Genomic DNA, 16,371 nt, shown 5'->3' with positions numbered 1-16,371 from the left:
CAGGAGAACGGCATGTTCACCGGCATTATCGAATCCATCGGCAGCATCCGTGCAATGAGCCCAAAAGGCGGCGACGTACGCCTGCTGGTTGAAACCGGCAAGCTCGACCTGAGCGACGTCAAACTGGGCGACAGCATCGCCGTCAGCGGTGTGTGCCTGACCGTCATCGAGTTGCCTGGCAACGGCTTTGCCGCCGATGTCAGCCGGGAAACCCTGGACTGCACCGCGATGAACGACCTCAAGAGCGGCAGCCCGGTGAACCTGGAAAAAGCCCTGACCCCGACCACCCGTCTCGGCGGGCACCTGGTCAGCGGCCACGTTGACGGGGTCGGCGAAGTCGTCGCCCGCAGCGAAAACGCGCGTGCCGTGGAATTCCGTATCCGCGCACCGAAAGAGCTGGCCAAGTACATCGCCCACAAAGGCTCGATCACCGTCGACGGCACCAGCCTGACCGTGAACGCCGTGAACGGCGCTGAATTTGAACTGACCATCATTCCCCATACCCTGAGCGAAACCATCATGGCGTCGTACCAGCCGGGTCGCCGGGTGAACCTGGAAGTGGACTTGCTTGCCCGTTACCTGGAGCGCCTGTTGTTGGGCGATAAGGCCGCAGAGCCGACCGGGAGTAACATCACTGAAAGTTTTTTAGCCGCTAACGGCTACCTTAAATCCTGACCCAAGGGGGTGCCGCGTGGCGCTCAACAGCATCGAAGAACTGGTTGAAGACATCCGCCAAGGCAAGATGGTCATCCTCATGGATGACGAAGACCGCGAGAATGAAGGCGACCTGATCATGGCCGCCGAGTGCTGCCAGCCGGAACACATCAACTTCATGGCCAAGCACGCCCGTGGCCTGATCTGCATGCCGATGAGCCGCGAGCGCTGCGAGCTGTTGAAGCTGCCGCTGATGGCGCCGCGCAATGGTTCGGGGTTTGGCACCAAGTTCACCGTGTCCATCGAAGCCACCACCGGTGTCACCACCGGCATCTCCGCTGCTGACCGCGCCCGCACCGTACAAGCCGCCGCCGCGAAAGACGCCAAGGCTGAAGATATCGTCAGCCCGGGCCACATCTTCCCGCTGATGGCCCAACCGGGTGGCACCCTGGCCCGCGCCGGCCACACTGAAGCGGCCTGCGACCTGGCGCGCATGGCCGGTTTCGAGCCGAGCGGCGTGATCTGCGAAGTGATGAACGACGACGGCACCATGTCCCGTCGCGCCGAGCTGGAAGAGTTTGCCGCGCTGCACAACATCAAGATCGGCACCATTGCCGACCTGATTCACTACCGGATGATCCACGAACGTACCGTTCAGCGGATTGCCGAGCAGCCGCTGGACAGCGAACTGGGCCAGTTCAACCTGGTGACCTATCGTGATTCCGTGGAAGGCGACGTGCACATGGCCCTGACCCTGGGCACCATCTGCGCTGAAGAGCCGACCCTGGTGCGGGTGCACAACATGGACCCGCTGCGTGACCTGCTGATGGTCAAGCAACCCGGGCGCTGGAGCCTGCGGGCCGCGATGTCCGCGGTGTCCGAGGCCGGCAGCGGTGTGGTGTTGCTGCTGGGCCATCCGCTGGATGGCGACGTGTTGCTGGCGCATATCCGTGAAACCGCCGACCACGCGCCGGTGAAAAAACCGACCACCTACAGCATCGTCGGAGCCGGTTCGCAGATCCTGCGGGACCTGGGCGTGCGCAAAATGCGCCTGATGAGTGCGCCAATGAAATTTAATGCCATATCCGGTTTCGACCTGGAAGTAGTAGAATACGTGCCCTCCGAATAAAGGCCGGCGTTGTTTGCCCCTTGTTCGCGGTTCAAATATCACTGAGGGGCGCGCACTAAGCGCGTCCCGGCTCTTTAAGAGATTTGTCGAATGACCCTGAAGACCATCGAAGGTACCTTCATCGCCCCCAAAGGCCGCTATGCCCTGGTGGTTGGCCGCTTCAACAGCTTCGTGGTTGAAAGCCTGGTAAGCGGTGCCGTGGATGCCCTGGTTCGCCACGGTGTGAGCGAAAGCGACATCACTATCATCCGCGCTCCTGGCGCCTTCGAAATTCCACTGGTTGCGCAGAAAGTTGCACAGCAGGGTGAATACGCAGCGATCATCGCGCTGGGCGCGGTCATTCGTGGCGGTACTCCGCACTTCGAATACGTGGCTGGCGAATGCACCAAGGGCCTGGCCCAGGTGTCCATGGAGTTCGGCGTGCCGGTGGCCTTTGGCGTGCTGACCGTTGATTCCATCGAGCAAGCCATCGAACGTTCCGGCACCAAGGCCGGTAACAAAGGTGCTGAAGCTGCCCTGTCCGCCCTGGAAATGGTCAGCCTGCTGGCACAGTTGGAGGCCAAGTGATTAGCGACGACAGCGATCAGTTCAACCCCCAGGACCCGCGCCCAGCAGACGCCGGTAAGCCATCGAAAAGCGAAAAGCGTCGTGCGGCCCGCCAGCTCGCGACCCAGGCGCTGTACCAGCGCCACATGGCCAAAACCTCGCTGAACGAAATCGAGGCGCAGTTTCGCGTCGACAACGATTTCAGCATGGCCGATGCCAGCTACTTCCACGACATCCTGCACGGCGTTCCGGCCAACCTGCCAGAGATCGACGCTGCACTGACGCCGTGCCTGGACCTGGCGATCGAAGAGCTGGACCCGGTTGAACTGGCCGTACTGCGCCTGTCCACCTGGGAGTTGCTCAAGCGCGTCGACGTACCGTACCGCGTGGTGATCAACGAAGGGATCGAACTGGCGAAAGTCTACGGTTCCACCGACGGTCACAAGTTCGTCAACGGCGTGCTCGACAAGCTGGCCCCGCGCCTGCGTGAAGCCGAAGTGAAGGCGTACAAGCGCTAACCGGCGCTTGCTGACGCAATGGGCGAGTTTGAGCTGATCCGCAACTACTTCGCCGCCGCGGCCTGTGCGCAGGGCGGCGAAGGTATTGCACTGGGGATTGGCGACGATTGCGCCTTGCTCGCGGTTCCTCCCGGGGAACAGTTGGCGATTTCTACCGATACCCTGGTGGCCGGCGTGCACTTTGCCGACCCCTGCGATCCGTTTCTGCTCGGCCAGCGCTCGCTGGCCGTGGCAGTCAGCGATCTGGCAGCCATGGGCGCCAACCCCCTCGCGTTTACCCTTGCCCTGACCACCCCGACGGTTGATGCCGATTGGCTGCAACGCTATGCCCAGGGTTTGAACGCCATGGCCCAGGGTTGCGGTGTGGTCCTGGTAGGCGGCGACACCACCCGTGGGCCCCTGAGCCTGACCATGACCGTGTTTGGCCGGGTGCCGGCGGGCCAGGCCTTGACCCGCAGCGGCGCGCAGCCTGGCGACGTGCTGTGTGTGGGCGGTGAACTGGGTAACGCAGCGGGCGCATTGCCGCTGGTACTGGGGCAGCGCACGGCAGAGGCGGCTATCGCCGAGCCACTGCTGGCCCATTACTGGTCGCCGCAACCGCAGTTGGCGCTGGGCTTGGCGCTGCGGGGCAAGGCCACGTCTGCGATGGATATTTCCGACGGCCTTTTGGCCGATTGCGGGCATATCGCCAAGGCGTCGGCTGTCAGCTTGTTGATCGAACAGCAAAAACTGCCGTTGTCGGCCGCCTTGCTGGCGTTCGTCGGCGAGGCGGATGCCCGGGTGGCCGCGTTGAGCGGGGGGGACGACTACGTACTGGCGTTCACCTTGCCGCCTGCCGAACTGGCGCCGTTGTTGGCTGCCGGTGTGCCAGTGCATGTGATCGGCCGGGTCGAGGCGGGGCAGGGCGTTACCCTGCTGGATGCGTCTGGCCAGGACATCACGCCAGCCATTCGTGGCTATCAACATTTCTGAAAGGCATAGAACCAAGCTGAAGGCCAATCGAACCTATTGATCTTTATCAGCGACAATTCAGCTTAAGCGTCTGTAGGAACCTGCTGTTACAATCTATCCCCTGTGAAATCTGAAATCAGGAGCACACGGTGCCCGTCGTTTTCGTTGCCGCTTCCAAGCTGCCAACCCCTTTTGCCACGTTCACCATGAATGGCTTTCTTGAAGAAGCCACCGGACGCGAACACGTTGTTCTGAGCCTCGGTGATGTGGCCGACGGCGCCCCGGTCCTCGGCCGCGTGCACTCCGAATGCCTGACCGGCGATGCCCTGTTCAGCCAGCGCTGTGACTGCGGTTCGCAACTGGAAGCCGCCTTGCAGGCTATCGCCCGCGAAGGCCGTGGCGTGTTGTTGTACCTGCGTCAGGAAGGCCGTGGCATTGGCCTGCTGAACAAGATCCGCGCTTATGAGCTGCAAGATGGCGGGGCCGACACCGTCGAAGCCAACGAGCGCCTGGGTTTCGCTGCCGACCAGCGCGACTACGCGATCTGCCTGCCGATGCTTCAGCACCTGGGGGTCAAATCCCTGCGCCTGATGACCAACAACCCACGCAAGGTCAAAGCCTTGACCGACATGGGTATCACCGTTGCCGAGCGCGTGCCGCTGCATACCGGCCACAACCCGCACAACAAACTCTACCTGGCCACCAAGGCCAGCAAGCTCGACCACATGATGGGCAACGAGCACCAGGGCGAGGCCGACCGGGCGTGACGCGCGGCCAGGTCAAGCGGCGACTGTCGTTTAACTGGTGGCAATACCTGGCGTTGGCGCTGGCGCCGTTGTTTGTGATCAACCTGGTGTTTGGCAAGGCCGAGCCCTTGCTGCCGGTGCTGGCGATGCCGTTTTTTATTGCCGGCGTGGCCTCGATGTTTGTCAGCCTGCGTTACTTCCATGGCTATAAACACGCGCTGATCGCCACCGAAAAAGCCCTCGACACCCCCGAAGAACCGGCTGCCTGGATCACCCTCGCGGCCCGTCGCCGCGTGGCGTTGCTGGTGGCCGCGCTGCCGGCCTGGGTCGGCGCGCTGGCGGTGTTTGTCGGGCTGGAGGCGGTGCCGCTGTTTCTGCTGGCGCTGTCGACCCTGGTGCTGTTCTACCTCTATCGCATCCCGCGTCAGTTGGGTTGATGCGCGCCTGGCTGGCGGTGTGGCTGCTGGTGGTCGCGGCCCAGGCTGTGGCGGTTGAGCGGGTTGTGAGCCTTGCACCGTCGTTGTCTGAAATCGTCGTGGAACTGGGTGCCGCCGATTTGCTGGTGGGCGTACTGGATGGCGGCGAGCGGCCACAGGCGTTGGCGAAGGTGCCGTCGGTTGGGAATTACGGGCAGTTGGACATGGAGCGCCTGCTCAGCCTCAAGCCGGATTTGATCCTGCTGTGGCCCGGCAGCGTCGGCCCGGCCCAGCGTGAACAGCTTCAACGCCTGAACATCCCGGTGTTTGTCGCCGAACCCCACAGCCTCGAACAACTCACTTCACAAGTCGAAACCATTGCCCGGCAACTCGGGCGGGCTGACGCCGGCCGGCAACTGGCCGCGCAGTTGCGTCAGCGCTTGGCCGAGTTGCGCTCGCGCTATCACCGGGCCGAGCCGTTGCGAGTGTTTTATCAGGTGTGGAACCAGCCGCTGTACACCGTGGGCGGCGGGCAGATCATCAGCGATGCGTTGGGTGTGTGCGGGGCGCGCAATGTGTTCGATGATCTCAAGCTGCCGGCGCCGCAGGTCAGCATCGAGTCCGTGTTGCAGCGCAATCCCGAGGTGATTCTGGCGGGCGATCAAGCACAGCTGGATGCCTGGAAGGCCTGGCCCCAAGTGGCAGCAGTGGCTGCCGGGCACTTGCTGCGGGTGCCCGACAAGGGCCTGGAACGGCCCAGCGGGCAGATGCTGGAGGCGGTGGCGCGGTTGTGTCAGGTGATTGCACCGGGGCTGTGAGACCGCTATCGCAGGCAAGCCAGCTCCCACATGTGACCGCGTTCATTCATGCGACGCGGTCAAATGTGGGAGCCGGGCTTGCCCGCGATGAGGCCGGTGCAGACGACTTAGAGTTCTGGCGTCCAGGTCACCCCGAACATCAACGCACGGCCTTCTTCCCGATAGCCATATTGCTGGCCTTGATACTGATACAGCGCCCGGCTGTAGCCCTTGTTCAGCAGGTTGTCGAGCTTCATTTCCAGGGTGATTTCGTGATTCACCGCCCAACTGCTCCGTAGACCGAGCAAGCCATATCCGCCCAGGCGTTGCTGGTTCGCCGGATCGTCGTAGCTGCTGCTCACCGCCTGCCAACTGGCGCCGACGCTGAACCGGTCGAATTGGCGATCCAGGTCCAGGCTCACGGTGCGCCTTGCTCGACGCGCCAATGTGCGCCCGGTGTCGCGGTCCCGTGGGTCGATCAGGGCGATGCCCAGGCTGCTTTGCCAACCGAACAGCTCTTGCCTGAGCGCCGCTTCGAAGCCGTTGATGCGTGCTGAGCTGACGTTTTGCGGGCCGCCGCTGGCGAACACGATCGCGTCCTGAATGTCGGTGCGGTACAGCGAGGCTTCGAGTCGGCTGGTGTCGCTGAGCTGGCTGCGCCACTGCACTTCGTAGCTTTTCGAGGTTTCGGGTTTCAGGTTCGGGTTGCTGTTTATCCCGTAGCTGTCGTCCGGGTAGTAAAGGTCGTTGAACGTCGGGGCCCGGAAGCCCTCGCTGTAGCTCAGCAACAGGTCATTGTCCGGGTTCAGCGGCAGTGTAAACGTGCCGCTCCAACTGTTGTGGCCGCCAAATTGCTGGTTATCGTCGCGGCGCAGGCCCAGTTCGGTGGAGAAGGATTGCGCCTGGAAGCGGTGCTGGATAAACGCAGCGCGGTTCCAGCGACTGTCTTCATTCAGGTGGGCGCTGCTGTTGACCTGGTCCTCGTACCAGTCGCCACCCAGGATCAGGCTGTTCTGGTCGTTCAGCGTCAGGTCGTTCTGCCAGTTCAGCGAATTGCGGTAGGTGTTGAACACGCTGCGTTCGGTGCTGAGCTTGTCCAGGGTCTTTTCGCGGTTTTCGCTGTGGCCTGCTTCCAGCCGAGACTTCCACACGTCATTGATACGGGCGTCGATATAGCTGCTGACGCTGCTCACGGTGAAGTCGGTGTAGGGCTGCTGCTGGAAGCTTTGGTAGGTTGTCGTATCAAAGCGGCCGAACGGGCTATCGAATTCGCTTTTGCCGCGGTTATCCAGCACGTTCACGCCTGCTTCGAGGTCATCGTTGAAGGCATGGCTCAGGCTGAAACTGATGGCCTGATTGCGATAGGCATCATGGTCACGGTCGCTGGGGTAAGAGGTGTGCGTGCGATCGATCCCGGCCGTGTCATCCAGGCTGGCGCCCAGGTTGAAGCGGGTTTGTTCGTCGCCGCCGGACAGGCCGAGGCTGCGTTCCCACGTCTGGTTGCTGCCGAATCCCACATGCAGCCGGGGTTGTACGCCAGGCTCGGTATTGCGCCGGGTGAAGATCTGGATCACCCCGCCAATGGCATCGCTGCCGTAGATCACCGAGCGCGAACCGCGCAGCACTTCCACGCGCTCAACCTGCTGGATATTCAGGTATTGCAGGTTGCTGGTGCCGCTGGTGGAACTGCTGATGCGCTGGCCGTCCACCAGCACCAGACTCTGGGCGGTCGAAGTGCCGCGGATGTAGACGTTCGTCTGGCTGCCGCGCCCTCCGCTTTGCGCCACCTGCACACCGGGCACGCGGCTGAGCAGATCGCTCACGCTGGTGGGTTGCAGGCGGTCGATGTCATCGCGGGTGAAGACGGTGTTTGCGGCACTGCTGTCGTTGCGTGCCTGGACCTGGCGGTTGGCGCTGATCACCACGTCGGGCAGCTTCAGGGCGTCGTCGCGTTCGAAGCTGTCGGCGAGCAGGTCGGTGGCGGGGAGCAGAAGAAGGGGCAGGGCAAAGCGCAGGCGATTCATGGGCTGTCCGTAGCGTTAAGGCAATACAAAACCAATGTGGGAGCTGGCTTGCCTGCGATGCAGGCACCTCGGTTTGTCAGTAACACCGAGGTGATGCTATCGCAGGCAAGCCAGCTCCCACATTTGATTGTTGTTTACAGGTTCAAGAGTGCCATGCGCTGACGAACCGAAGCTTCAATCCCCGCTTCATCCAGCCCGCATTCGGCCAGCATCTGCGCAGGCTTGGCATGCTCGACATACACATCCGGCAAGCCCAGGTGCAGCACCGACTTGAGGATGTTCTCCCGCGCCAGGAACTCACTGACTGCCGCACCGGCACCGCCCATGATGGCGTTTTCTTCGACGGTCACCAGCAGCTCATGACTGCCAGCGATCTCGCGCACCAGGGCTTCGTCCAGCGGTTTGACGAAACGCATGTCCACCACGGTGGCGTCGATCTTCTCGGCCACTTTCAAGGCTTCGGCCAGTTGCACGCCGAACACCAGCAAGGCAACGCCGCTGCCCTGGCGACGGACAATGCCCTTGCCGATTTCGATAGGCTCAAGGTCTTTCTCGATCACCGCATTCGGGCCGTTGCCGCGCGGGTAACGCACAGCCGCCGGGCCGTTGTACAGGTGGCCGGTGCTGAGCATCTTGCGCAGTTCGTTCTCGTCACTCGGGGTCATCACCAGCATGCCGGGGATGCAACGCAAGTACGACAGGTCGAAGCTGCCGGCGTGGGTCGGGCCGTCTTCGCCCACCAGGCCGGCACGGTCGATGGCGAACAACACGTCGAGGTTTTGCACCGCGACGTCATGAATCAATTGGTCATAGCCGCGTTGCAGGAACGTGGAATAGATCGCTACCACCGGCTTGGCGCCTTCACAGGCCATACCGGCGGCGAAGGTCACCGCGTGCTGTTCTGCGATGGCTACGTCGAAATAGCGCAGCGGGAAACGCTCGCTGAACGCCACCAGGTCGGAACCTTCCTTCATCGCCGGGGTGATGCCCACCAGGCGCGGGTCGGCGGCGGCCATGTCGCACAGCCATTCGCCAAACACACCGGAATACTTCGGCCCGCTGGGCTTCTTCGGCGCGGCGGCCGGGGCATTCAGCGGCTCAAGCTTGGTGATCGCGTGGTAACCAATCGGGTCGACTTCCGCCGGGGCGAAGCCTTTGCCTTTCTTGGTGACGATGTGCAGGAACTGCGGGCCCTTGAGGTCACGCATGTTGCGCAGGGTGGCGATCAGGGTCGGCAAGTCGTGGCCGTCGATCGGGCCGATGTAGTTCCAGCCCAGCTCTTCGAACAGGGTGCCGGGAACCAGCATGCCCTTGGCATATTCTTCGGTACGACGGGCAATTTCCCACGCGCCAGGCAGACGCGAGAGCACCTTCTTGCTGCCTTCACGCATGCTGGCGTAAGTGCGGCTGGAGAGGATTTTTGCCAGGTAATTCGACAGGCCACCGACATTGCGCGAGATCGACATGTCGTTGTCGTTGAGGATCACCAGCATGTTGGCGTCCACTTCCGGCGCATGGTTCAGCGCCTCGAAGGCCATGCCGGCGGTCAACGCGCCATCACCGATCACCGCAATCGCCTTGCGATCGCTGTTCTGCAGGCGGGCGGCAATGGCCATGCCCAGCGCTGCGCTGATGGAGGTGCTGGAGTGGCCGACGCCAAAGGTGTCGTACTCGCTCTCGGAGCGACGCGGGAAGGCGGCGATGCCGTCCTTCTGGCGCAGGGTAGCCATGCGCTCGCGGCGTCCGGTGAGGATCTTGTGCGGATAGGCCTGATGACCCACGTCCCACACCAGCCGGTCGTCCGGGGTGTCGAACACGTAATGCAGCGCAATGGTCAGCTCGATGACGCCCAGGCCGGCACCGAAATGCCCACCGGTCTGGCCGACCGTGTAGAGCAATTCCAGGCGCAACTCATCGGCCAGGGTTTCCAGCTCGGCTTCACCCAGGCGGCGCAGGCCGGCTGGCGTGTTGGCACGGTCCAGCAGGGGCGTGGCCGGGCGCTTGCGGGGAATCTCTTGGAACGTCGTGGGCATCAGGCGAATCGTTATAGGTATAGAAGAGGCGGCAGTTTACCTCAAGCATCGCAAACTGCCCACGCAGAGCGCCGAACTTGGCTGATATGCGGTGGAAAAGGCCGGTGCTGTCAGTGGCGACGTTCGACGATATACCGCGCCAGGTCACGCAGTGGCTCGGCAGCCGCGTCGAAAGGTCGCAGGGCATCGAGTGCCTGGTCCCGCAGCTCCAGGGCGTAGGCCTTGGCGGCTTCCAGGCCGAGCAGCGAAGGATAAGTCGGTTTGTCACGTGCGATATCGGCACCCTGGCGTTTGCCGAGGGTCGCGGTATCGCTTTCAACGTCGAGAATATCGTCCTGCACCTGGAACGCCAGGCCGATGGCCCGCGCGTAGGTCTGCAAGGCCGCCAGTTGCGCCGCTTCGGCACGGCCACTGGCGAGGGCGCCGAGGTGCACGGCGGCCTCGATCAGCGCGCCGGTCTTGTGGCGGTGCATGTATTCCAGGGCTTGCTGATCGAGCTTCAAGCCGACCGAACCCAAGTCAATCGCCTGGCCGCCGACCATCCCGGCCGGGCCTGCCGCCAAGGCGAGCGCGGTGACCATGCGCAGGCGGATCTCGGCGTTGACGCTGCTCAGGCGCGGGTCCAGCAGAGCGCTGAACGCCAGGCTTTGCAGGCCGTCACCGGCGAGAATCGCGCAGGCTTCATCGAAGGCTTTATGGGTGGTGGGCTGGCCGCGACGCAGATCGTCGTCGTCCATCGCCGGCAAATCGTCGTGCACCAGGGAATAAGCGTGAATCAACTCCACCGCACAGGCGGCGCCGTTGGCTTCCTCCGCCTGGGCGCCAAGTGCCTCGCAGGCCGCGTAGGCGAGCAACGGGCGCACGCGCTTGCCGCCGTTCATCACGCTATAGCGCATGGCCTCATACAGGCGGGCCAATTCAGGGGTAGGCGCAACAAACAGCGGTTCCAGCGCAGCATTGACCCGGGCCTGGCTGCCGGCCTGATAAGCGTCGATCATTCAGGCTGTTCCGCATCGAAAGGTTCTTCGGCCAGCTCCCCGTCGCGTTCCAGCAACACCTGGACCTTCTGCTCCGCCTGCGCCAGGGCGCTCTGGCAGTCGCGGGTCAGGCCGATGCCTTGCTCGAATGCGGTCAACGAGTCTTCCAGCGACAACTCGCCGTTCTCCATACGCTCGACCAGAGCTTGCAGGTCGGCGAGGGATTGTTCGAAATCGAGTGCAACTTTTTTGCGGGCCATGGCGGCTAATCCGGTAGACGGTAAACCGGCGCGACACTAGCAGACATGGGGGATTGGGGCAAATGAGTGGGCGGGATTGCCTTGTAAATCAGTCACCTTGGGTGTTGATTTGGTAACGGGTACTACGGCCGCCGCCGGGTAACCGAACCAGGCAGTTTTTTTCCAGAAGATCGGCCAGATGTCGAGTCGCCGTGGCCTTGGACACTTTGGCCACGGCCTGATACTGGGCGGCGCTGATCCCGTGCTCAAAGCCCTTGTCGCCGCCGTCGAGCAGGCGATTCAAGACTTTGGTCTGTTCAGCGCTGAGTGCGTGGTCCCGATGCCGTTGCCAGAAGCGACTTTTGCCCAGCACCCGGTCAATCCGCGCCATGGCCTGCTGCAGGCTACGAAGCAGGGTTTGCAGGAACCACTCAAGCCAACCGGTGACATCCAGCGTGGCTTTTTGACTGGTTTCCAGTGCGCGGTAATAGCCCGCCCGGTCTTCAAGGATGCTCGCCGACATCGCGTAGAAGCGGATCGCCTGGTTCTCGGCCTGGGCGAGCGCGAGGTCAGTAATCGCCCGCGTCAGACGACCGTTACCATCATCGAAGGGATGCAGGGTGACGAACCAGAAATGCGCGAGGCCTGCGCGCAGCAATGGGTCGAGGGCCGCATGATTCCGGCTGGCTTCAAACCATTCGATGAAATCTTCCAGCGACTGTGCCAGCCCTTGGCGAGGTGGCGCCTCGAAATGCACAGTGGGTCGGTCCAGTCGTCCCGACACAACCTGCATCGGCTCATCGCCCCTTAGCGCGCCTACGTTCAAGGCGTGCGTGGAAAAGCGGGCTTCCTCGGCGGGAAACAACCATCGATGCCAGTTAAATAGACGGGTTAGGGTAAACGGCTGAGCAAACTGTTGTGTGGCGTCCACCATCAAGTCCGCCAGGCCCTCGCTGCGCCGGCTCACCGAGCCATCCTGCAATTGCTCAAGGCCCAGGCGGCGGGCCAGGGAAGATCGTACCGAGCCGACGTTGAGTTGCTCACCCTCGATTGCCGAGGACGTCAGGATATTTTGCAGCAAGGCATCCAGTTCATTCTCCGAACTCTGCGCCTGGCTGACCGAACCGAGCATGCCCAGCAACTTTCCTTGCGCCTGCGTGCACTCGCGCAACACTGGTGCGAGGCGCTCCGGTTGCCAGTGGAAGTGCGGCCAGTCAGGTTGTTGCCAGATCCAGTTCGGGTGATCCATGGCGGTGTGCTCGGTGGGTGAGCCGAATAGAAGGCTTATTCGGCTCATTCGGTGAGCCGATTGTGCAAGCTATTCGGCTCATCGTCCAGTCAGCCGCGCACGATCAACACCCGGTGGGTGAGGGCAGTGGTGCGCAGGTGCTGGCTGCTGATCAGGGCGTCCAAGGCACTGTCGACTTGATTCAGGTTGAAGCTGGCGTTGATGGTGCGTTGCCCGACTTTATCGTCGAGCCAGATCACATGGCCGCCTTGATAGCGCACCAACTCCTCAAGCACCTCGCGCAATGGTGCGTCCCGCACACGTAGCTGGCCGTCTCGCCAGGCCAGCAGGCGTTCGGCGTCGACGGCTTGGGGGGCTTGAACATGCCCGCTCACCACGCGCAACTGTTCGCCCGGCTGCAGCACTTGATGTTGTCCGGCGGCGGCCACTTCAACCCTGCCAAGCAGCAGAATGACCTCGTCCGACTTGTCGTTATGCGCGACGGAAAACTCGGTGCCCAACGCCCGAATCCGAGTGCCGCCGGCTTGCACAATAAAGGGTCGACTGTCGTGGCTGACTTGCAGATACACACGGCCTCTTCGCAGATTTACCCGGCGTTCATCGGAGGTGAGGTCGATATCGAACGCGCTGTCGCTGTCCAGATGCAGGTGTGAACCGTCGGCCAGGGTGATGTCCTGTTGTTGCCCGATGCGGGTGGTGTAGTCACTGCCCCAACTGCTGATCGGCGGGGTGCCCAGCCATATCGCGCTGGCGGCGAGTATCAGGCAGGCAGCGGTGGCGTAGGTCTGGCGTCGGGAAATCGGCTGACGGCGATCTGGTTTGTGTGCTGCTCGGGAGGGGCGATCCAGCAACTGCCAAAGCGTTTCCGCGTTTTGGTAGGCGTGGGCATTCAGCGGGTCTTCGCGCCACTGCGCAAACGTATTGAGCTCCTGAAACGTCACGTTTTCCCCACGCAGGCGGGTAAACCAGTCCAGGGCTTGCTGGTCACGTTCGGACGGCGAAGGGGTTGGCTGATCGTTCATCGGGACTCGGTGGCTTGCGGGGTTGTGGAGCGGTGGGGCGTTGTTTGAATGTTGTTCCATTTGCTTGGAGAGCAATATTCAGACGGGCGGTAATCTCCTTGTAGCTCAATTGCGGGAGCTGGGCCAGTGGAAACACTTTGTGGAGATGCGCGGAGAGATTGTTGGGTTGCCCCTGCGATGGAGGGAAAGCGCCGCCAGTGATGGGGTAAAGGTCGTATTCGTCGTTGATGGGACGGATACGATTGCGTTGGGTGTGGTGGATGCTCGGCTAATGGCGATGTGGTGGGAGAAGCGCGTACGTTGCTGCTCCTGAAAAGCTTGCTGTTCATCAGGGCGGAGGGAGTCAGAAGAAGAAGAATATCCCGGTATTATTTTTCAAAGCCGTATTTGTGAGCTTTATTAACTTTATTAATAACTCAGGATTTTCCGGGATTGTTGAGCTCTTTAGGATGGAGAGGGTGTTTTCTATTTCGTTAGTTCCTTGTATTTTCTCGTCCTCATAGTCGTCAATAATTTTTCCAAGCTTTAAGTTTATATTGTCGATGATTCCTGAGCTTGTTAATTGTCGGTATTCGGTTTCGCTCATGTAGAGCTGTTCTAGCTTGTTTTTAGGGCATGCATCCACGTCCAAAAGCTCCAATGCTTCTTGGCTCAAGGGTACGGATATTAGCTTCACTTATGCGATTCCTTTTTGAAGTGAGTGGCTTCATTATATTCGCTTTGCGTTCTGCCCATTTGCTTGCCTGATGATGAGGATTGTTAGTTGGTATTGATCAGTTAAAGCCTGAGTAAATAGGTTTTTTCTTTATGTGTTTTTTTTTTTGCTTGTTAAAGGCTTGCTGGAAAGAAGCAAATTTGGGTTGTTGTTAAGTTGATGTGACTTGGTTTTTTTTCGGGCGTCCTGTCCAGCTCTAAAAAAATCATGGATCCATTAATGCATATTGCTGCGCATCTGTCGTCATCGATTGAGATTAACTTTGCTGTTAAGTGTGTTTTGCCGCTTTCTGTATAAAAGAGTTCAATGTTGTTGGATGAAGGTTCGATATTTTCTCCCCAGAAGAAAAGTTCATCAAAAGTTACCTCAACGTTATATTTTTGACCAATCTCTGGCGGACTTCCGAACCATTCAGCTATTCCGTTACCGAAAACAGAGTGGAAGCTCACCTGCAAAATTTGGTCTTCCGAATAAATATTAGTTATTTTTATGATCACATTTTTCTTCAGTGAGGAGTGGTACAAACTGGCTAGGAATCTCGGTAGCTGTGCTTGATTTTATATAAGTTTAGTCCTCCTCCTTAGGTGTGTCTGGGGGTTAAATAAAAACCCCATCACCCTCTTGGCCATTTATGTAAACTGAAGGGCCGCAGAGAGATATGAATTGTGCTTTGAATTCAATTATGGGTTTTTTTGAGGCAGCCTGGAATATAAGAAGTCCATTTTCTTTCGCTATAGTTACGGAGAAAATTTCTTTGGTTGGAATGTTCGTGATTTTTAAATCGCTGACGTTAGAGCAGGTAAGCCCGAGTCTGCAAGTGTTGAATCCTTTGTTTTGCCATTTTCCTGGTAAGTTGTCTGGGAATTCCGGTATGTCAAATCCCAGGCCTAGCGAGGACTGATCATTCTCTATTTGTAATGAAAAAAGAGAAATTCGGCCAATTTCGATCGGGTGGCTAAAAAGCTTACCGAAAAATATGCTTTCATCTAGTTCATTCCAATATTTCATTTTTCCTCCTTGAAAGAGTAGTGTTCCTTCGCGCCGGGTACTTTGCCGTTCCTTGGTTTTTCTATGGGTCGTAGGTTGAAGTGTGCGCCTTGGTCGTTTCTTTTCGGTATTCTTCTAGAGCCCAAGGCTTATCCGCATAGAAACTACCCATGTTGCGCAAAGAAATAAGTATGAACTCAATTTATGACAGTACCTTCAATGCTTCCATTTTCAGTTAGTGCTATGTTTTTGTTTTACTCTAACATTGTTTGCTCCGTGATTCTTAGACGCAGGTGTATGGTTTTTGTTTAATAAAGTTTCCAGTTATGAAGGGCTCTGCAGATAATCATAAATGTCGTTTGTTGTTATTTCTTTTATTTCTATTTCGTTTATTTTGGATAGGATGAGTTTTTTATGTTCTGAATGACATATTAACTGAATGGCCCCGTAAGTCTCTCCGTCAAAGAATCGGATGGATAAAATTGAGCGGTCGGCTAGTATTAACCTGAAGTCATTTGTGTTTGATATGTAATCAAGAGCGCTTAATCTTTTCCAGAGAGCAGCTGTTTTATTATTTTGTGTCATAAGCTGTACTGCGCTCATAGTGCCGCCCAGAGTTGATGGGTCTATTTCCGTAGCGGGTGTGTTGAGGTGCCTTATGTAGGAATATACTTCCGTTATTTCATTTTTTTTAAAAACGTCTTCAGGTCCGGCATTTTTTGCGAATTCTTTTAATGCTAGATATTCCTGAGTCTTGCTGTACGGCTTTATTCCATGAGTACCCCATTTAACTACTGCTGGCCAAATCTCCTTTAGTGACAGCTCAAGCGAACACCAAGATGGCCATGCGTCTATGAGATCGTGATTGAGTAAGGTGACTGTTAGGAAGTCCTTGTCGTCGCTGTGGACAACCTGATCCCAAGGAAAGATACCGTCCTCACATGTAAATACTGTGTTCATTCATTATCTCTTGAAATATGTGTGTGAGTTGTGATTAGTGGTTAGAGTTGCTTTAAGTTTTTGTAATAACTTCGGTATTGACGTGCGGACCACGATCGCTAGTTGTTTTTGAGGGTGTAGGCTATCGTCGGACTTCACTTAAAGCCTCGTTGAATAGAAGTGAATTTGAGTTATTATCAAATCGGCATTGCTTGGTTTTTCTTTGGGTACACTGTCTAACTCGATAAGGACGATGTATTCGTTGAAACTTATAGCTGCGCATTGTCTTCATCAATTGCTATCAATTCTGCTGTTAAATGTGTTTTGCAGTTCACTGTATAAAAAATATCAATGTTTTTGGCTGAAGGTTTAATGTTTTCGCCCCAGCAGAAAATTTCATCCAGGCCCATCTCAATGTTTGGGTGGCTA

19 protein-coding genes are annotated in these 16,371 nt (G+C 58.6%); 8 read left to right on the top strand and 11 right to left on the bottom strand.

The annotated features are described in order from the left end of the window. Positions 1–12 precede the first annotated feature (12 nt). The 8 genes from P3C29_RS25790 to P3C29_RS25755 all read left to right on the top strand — a co-directional run bounded on the left by P3C29_RS25790 (position 13) and on the right by P3C29_RS25755 (position 5,778). Positions 13–675, top strand: coding sequence for a riboflavin synthase (locus P3C29_RS25790; protein WP_275965809.1), 663 nt, complete (start codon positions 13–15; stop codon positions 673–675). A 16-nt stretch (positions 676–691) separates the two neighbouring features. Further along, the gene (gene ribBA / locus P3C29_RS25785; RefSeq protein WP_003209987.1) at positions 692–1,783 is read left to right on the top strand and encodes a bifunctional 3,4-dihydroxy-2-butanone-4-phosphate synthase/GTP cyclohydrolase II; all 1,092 of its coding nucleotides are present in this window, start codon (positions 692–694) and stop codon (positions 1,781–1,783) included. A 90-nt stretch (positions 1,784–1,873) separates the two neighbouring features. Further along, positions 1,874–2,350, top strand: a complete 477-nt coding sequence (ribE, locus tag P3C29_RS25780) for a 6,7-dimethyl-8-ribityllumazine synthase (RefSeq protein ID WP_003209986.1) — start codon at positions 1,874–1,876, stop codon at positions 2,348–2,350. Further along, on the top strand, positions 2,347–2,847 hold the full coding sequence (nusB, locus tag P3C29_RS25775) for a transcription antitermination factor NusB (RefSeq protein WP_010174665.1): 501 nt from the start codon (positions 2,347–2,349) through the stop codon (positions 2,845–2,847). The genes ribE and nusB overlap by 4 nt, the downstream gene beginning before the upstream one ends. 18 nt (positions 2,848–2,865) lie before the next feature. After that, positions 2,866–3,819, top strand: a complete 954-nt coding sequence (thiL, locus tag P3C29_RS25770) for a thiamine-phosphate kinase (protein WP_275965808.1) — start codon at positions 2,866–2,868, stop codon at positions 3,817–3,819. Positions 3,820–3,947: 128 nt separating this feature from the next. Continuing rightward, the gene (ribA, locus tag P3C29_RS25765) at positions 3,948–4,565 is read left to right on the top strand and encodes a GTP cyclohydrolase II (protein WP_010174681.1); all 618 of its coding nucleotides are present in this window, start codon (positions 3,948–3,950) and stop codon (positions 4,563–4,565) included. Continuing rightward, on the top strand, positions 4,562–4,981 hold the full coding sequence (locus P3C29_RS25760; RefSeq protein WP_201125470.1) for a nuclear FMR1 interacting 1 family protein: 420 nt from the start codon (positions 4,562–4,564) through the stop codon (positions 4,979–4,981). The genes ribA and P3C29_RS25760 overlap by 4 nt, the downstream gene beginning before the upstream one ends. Further along, positions 4,981–5,778: a cobalamin-binding protein gene (locus tag P3C29_RS25755; protein ID WP_201125469.1), complete on the top strand. Its 798-nt coding sequence runs from the start codon at positions 4,981–4,983 to the stop codon at positions 5,776–5,778. The genes P3C29_RS25760 and P3C29_RS25755 overlap by 1 nt, the downstream gene beginning before the upstream one ends. A gap of 107 nt (positions 5,779–5,885) precedes the next feature. Here P3C29_RS25755 and P3C29_RS25750 read toward each other — a convergent pair whose 3' ends face one another. The 11 genes from P3C29_RS25750 to P3C29_RS25700 all read right to left on the bottom strand — a co-directional run bounded on the left by P3C29_RS25750 (position 5,886) and on the right by P3C29_RS25700 (position 15,963). Then, entirely contained in the window at positions 5,886–7,781 is a 1,896-nt protein-coding gene (locus tag P3C29_RS25750; protein WP_201125468.1) for a TonB-dependent receptor, read from the bottom strand. 134 nt (positions 7,782–7,915) lie between these two features. Beyond that, positions 7,916–9,814: a 1-deoxy-D-xylulose-5-phosphate synthase gene (gene dxs / locus P3C29_RS25745; RefSeq protein ID WP_010174689.1), complete on the bottom strand. Its 1,899-nt coding sequence runs from the start codon at positions 9,812–9,814 to the stop codon at positions 7,916–7,918. A 110-nt stretch (positions 9,815–9,924) separates the two neighbouring features. Beyond that, positions 9,925–10,812: a (2E,6E)-farnesyl diphosphate synthase gene (gene ispA, locus P3C29_RS25740; protein WP_010174691.1), complete on the bottom strand. Its 888-nt coding sequence runs from the start codon at positions 10,810–10,812 to the stop codon at positions 9,925–9,927. After that, on the bottom strand, positions 10,809–11,051 hold the full coding sequence (locus P3C29_RS25735; RefSeq protein ID WP_010174693.1) for an exodeoxyribonuclease VII small subunit: 243 nt from the start codon (positions 11,049–11,051) through the stop codon (positions 10,809–10,811). Before P3C29_RS25735 ends, ispA begins: the two co-directional genes overlap by 4 nt. An 88-nt stretch (positions 11,052–11,139) precedes the next feature. Further along, positions 11,140–12,279, bottom strand: a complete 1,140-nt coding sequence (locus P3C29_RS25730) for a Fic family protein (RefSeq protein ID WP_275965825.1) — start codon at positions 12,277–12,279, stop codon at positions 11,140–11,142. A gap of 89 nt (positions 12,280–12,368) precedes the next feature. Then, the gene (locus tag P3C29_RS25725) at positions 12,369–13,301 is read right to left on the bottom strand and encodes a FecR domain-containing protein (protein ID WP_275965807.1); all 933 of its coding nucleotides are present in this window, start codon (positions 13,299–13,301) and stop codon (positions 12,369–12,371) included. Positions 13,302–13,644: 343 nt separating this feature from the next. Further along, positions 13,645–13,977 (bottom strand): hypothetical protein, encoded by a 333-nt coding sequence (locus P3C29_RS25720; protein ID WP_275965806.1) that lies wholly within the window; start codon positions 13,975–13,977, stop codon positions 13,645–13,647. A 152-nt stretch (positions 13,978–14,129) separates the two neighbouring features. Further along, positions 14,130–14,513, bottom strand: a complete 384-nt coding sequence (locus P3C29_RS25715; protein WP_275965805.1) for a hypothetical protein — start codon at positions 14,511–14,513, stop codon at positions 14,130–14,132. A gap of 100 nt (positions 14,514–14,613) precedes the next feature. Beyond that, positions 14,614–15,024, bottom strand: a complete 411-nt coding sequence (locus P3C29_RS25710) for an Imm50 family immunity protein (RefSeq protein WP_275965804.1) — start codon at positions 15,022–15,024, stop codon at positions 14,614–14,616. Further along, positions 15,021–15,149 (bottom strand): HNH/endonuclease VII fold putative polymorphic toxin, encoded by a 129-nt coding sequence (locus P3C29_RS25705; RefSeq protein WP_275965803.1) that lies wholly within the window; start codon positions 15,147–15,149, stop codon positions 15,021–15,023. Before P3C29_RS25705 ends, P3C29_RS25710 begins: the two co-directional genes overlap by 4 nt. A gap of 178 nt (positions 15,150–15,327) precedes the next feature. Beyond that, positions 15,328–15,963, bottom strand: a complete 636-nt coding sequence (locus P3C29_RS25700; protein WP_275965802.1) for a hypothetical protein — start codon at positions 15,961–15,963, stop codon at positions 15,328–15,330. Positions 15,964–16,371: the final 408 nt, after the last annotated feature.

Origin of the sequence: Pseudomonas sp. 1912-s (genome assembly GCF_029269205.1) — a bacterium.
Classification (GTDB): Bacteria; Pseudomonadota; Gammaproteobacteria; order Pseudomonadales; family Pseudomonadaceae; genus Aquipseudomonas.
This window is presented reverse-complemented; position numbering and strand designations above follow the sequence as displayed.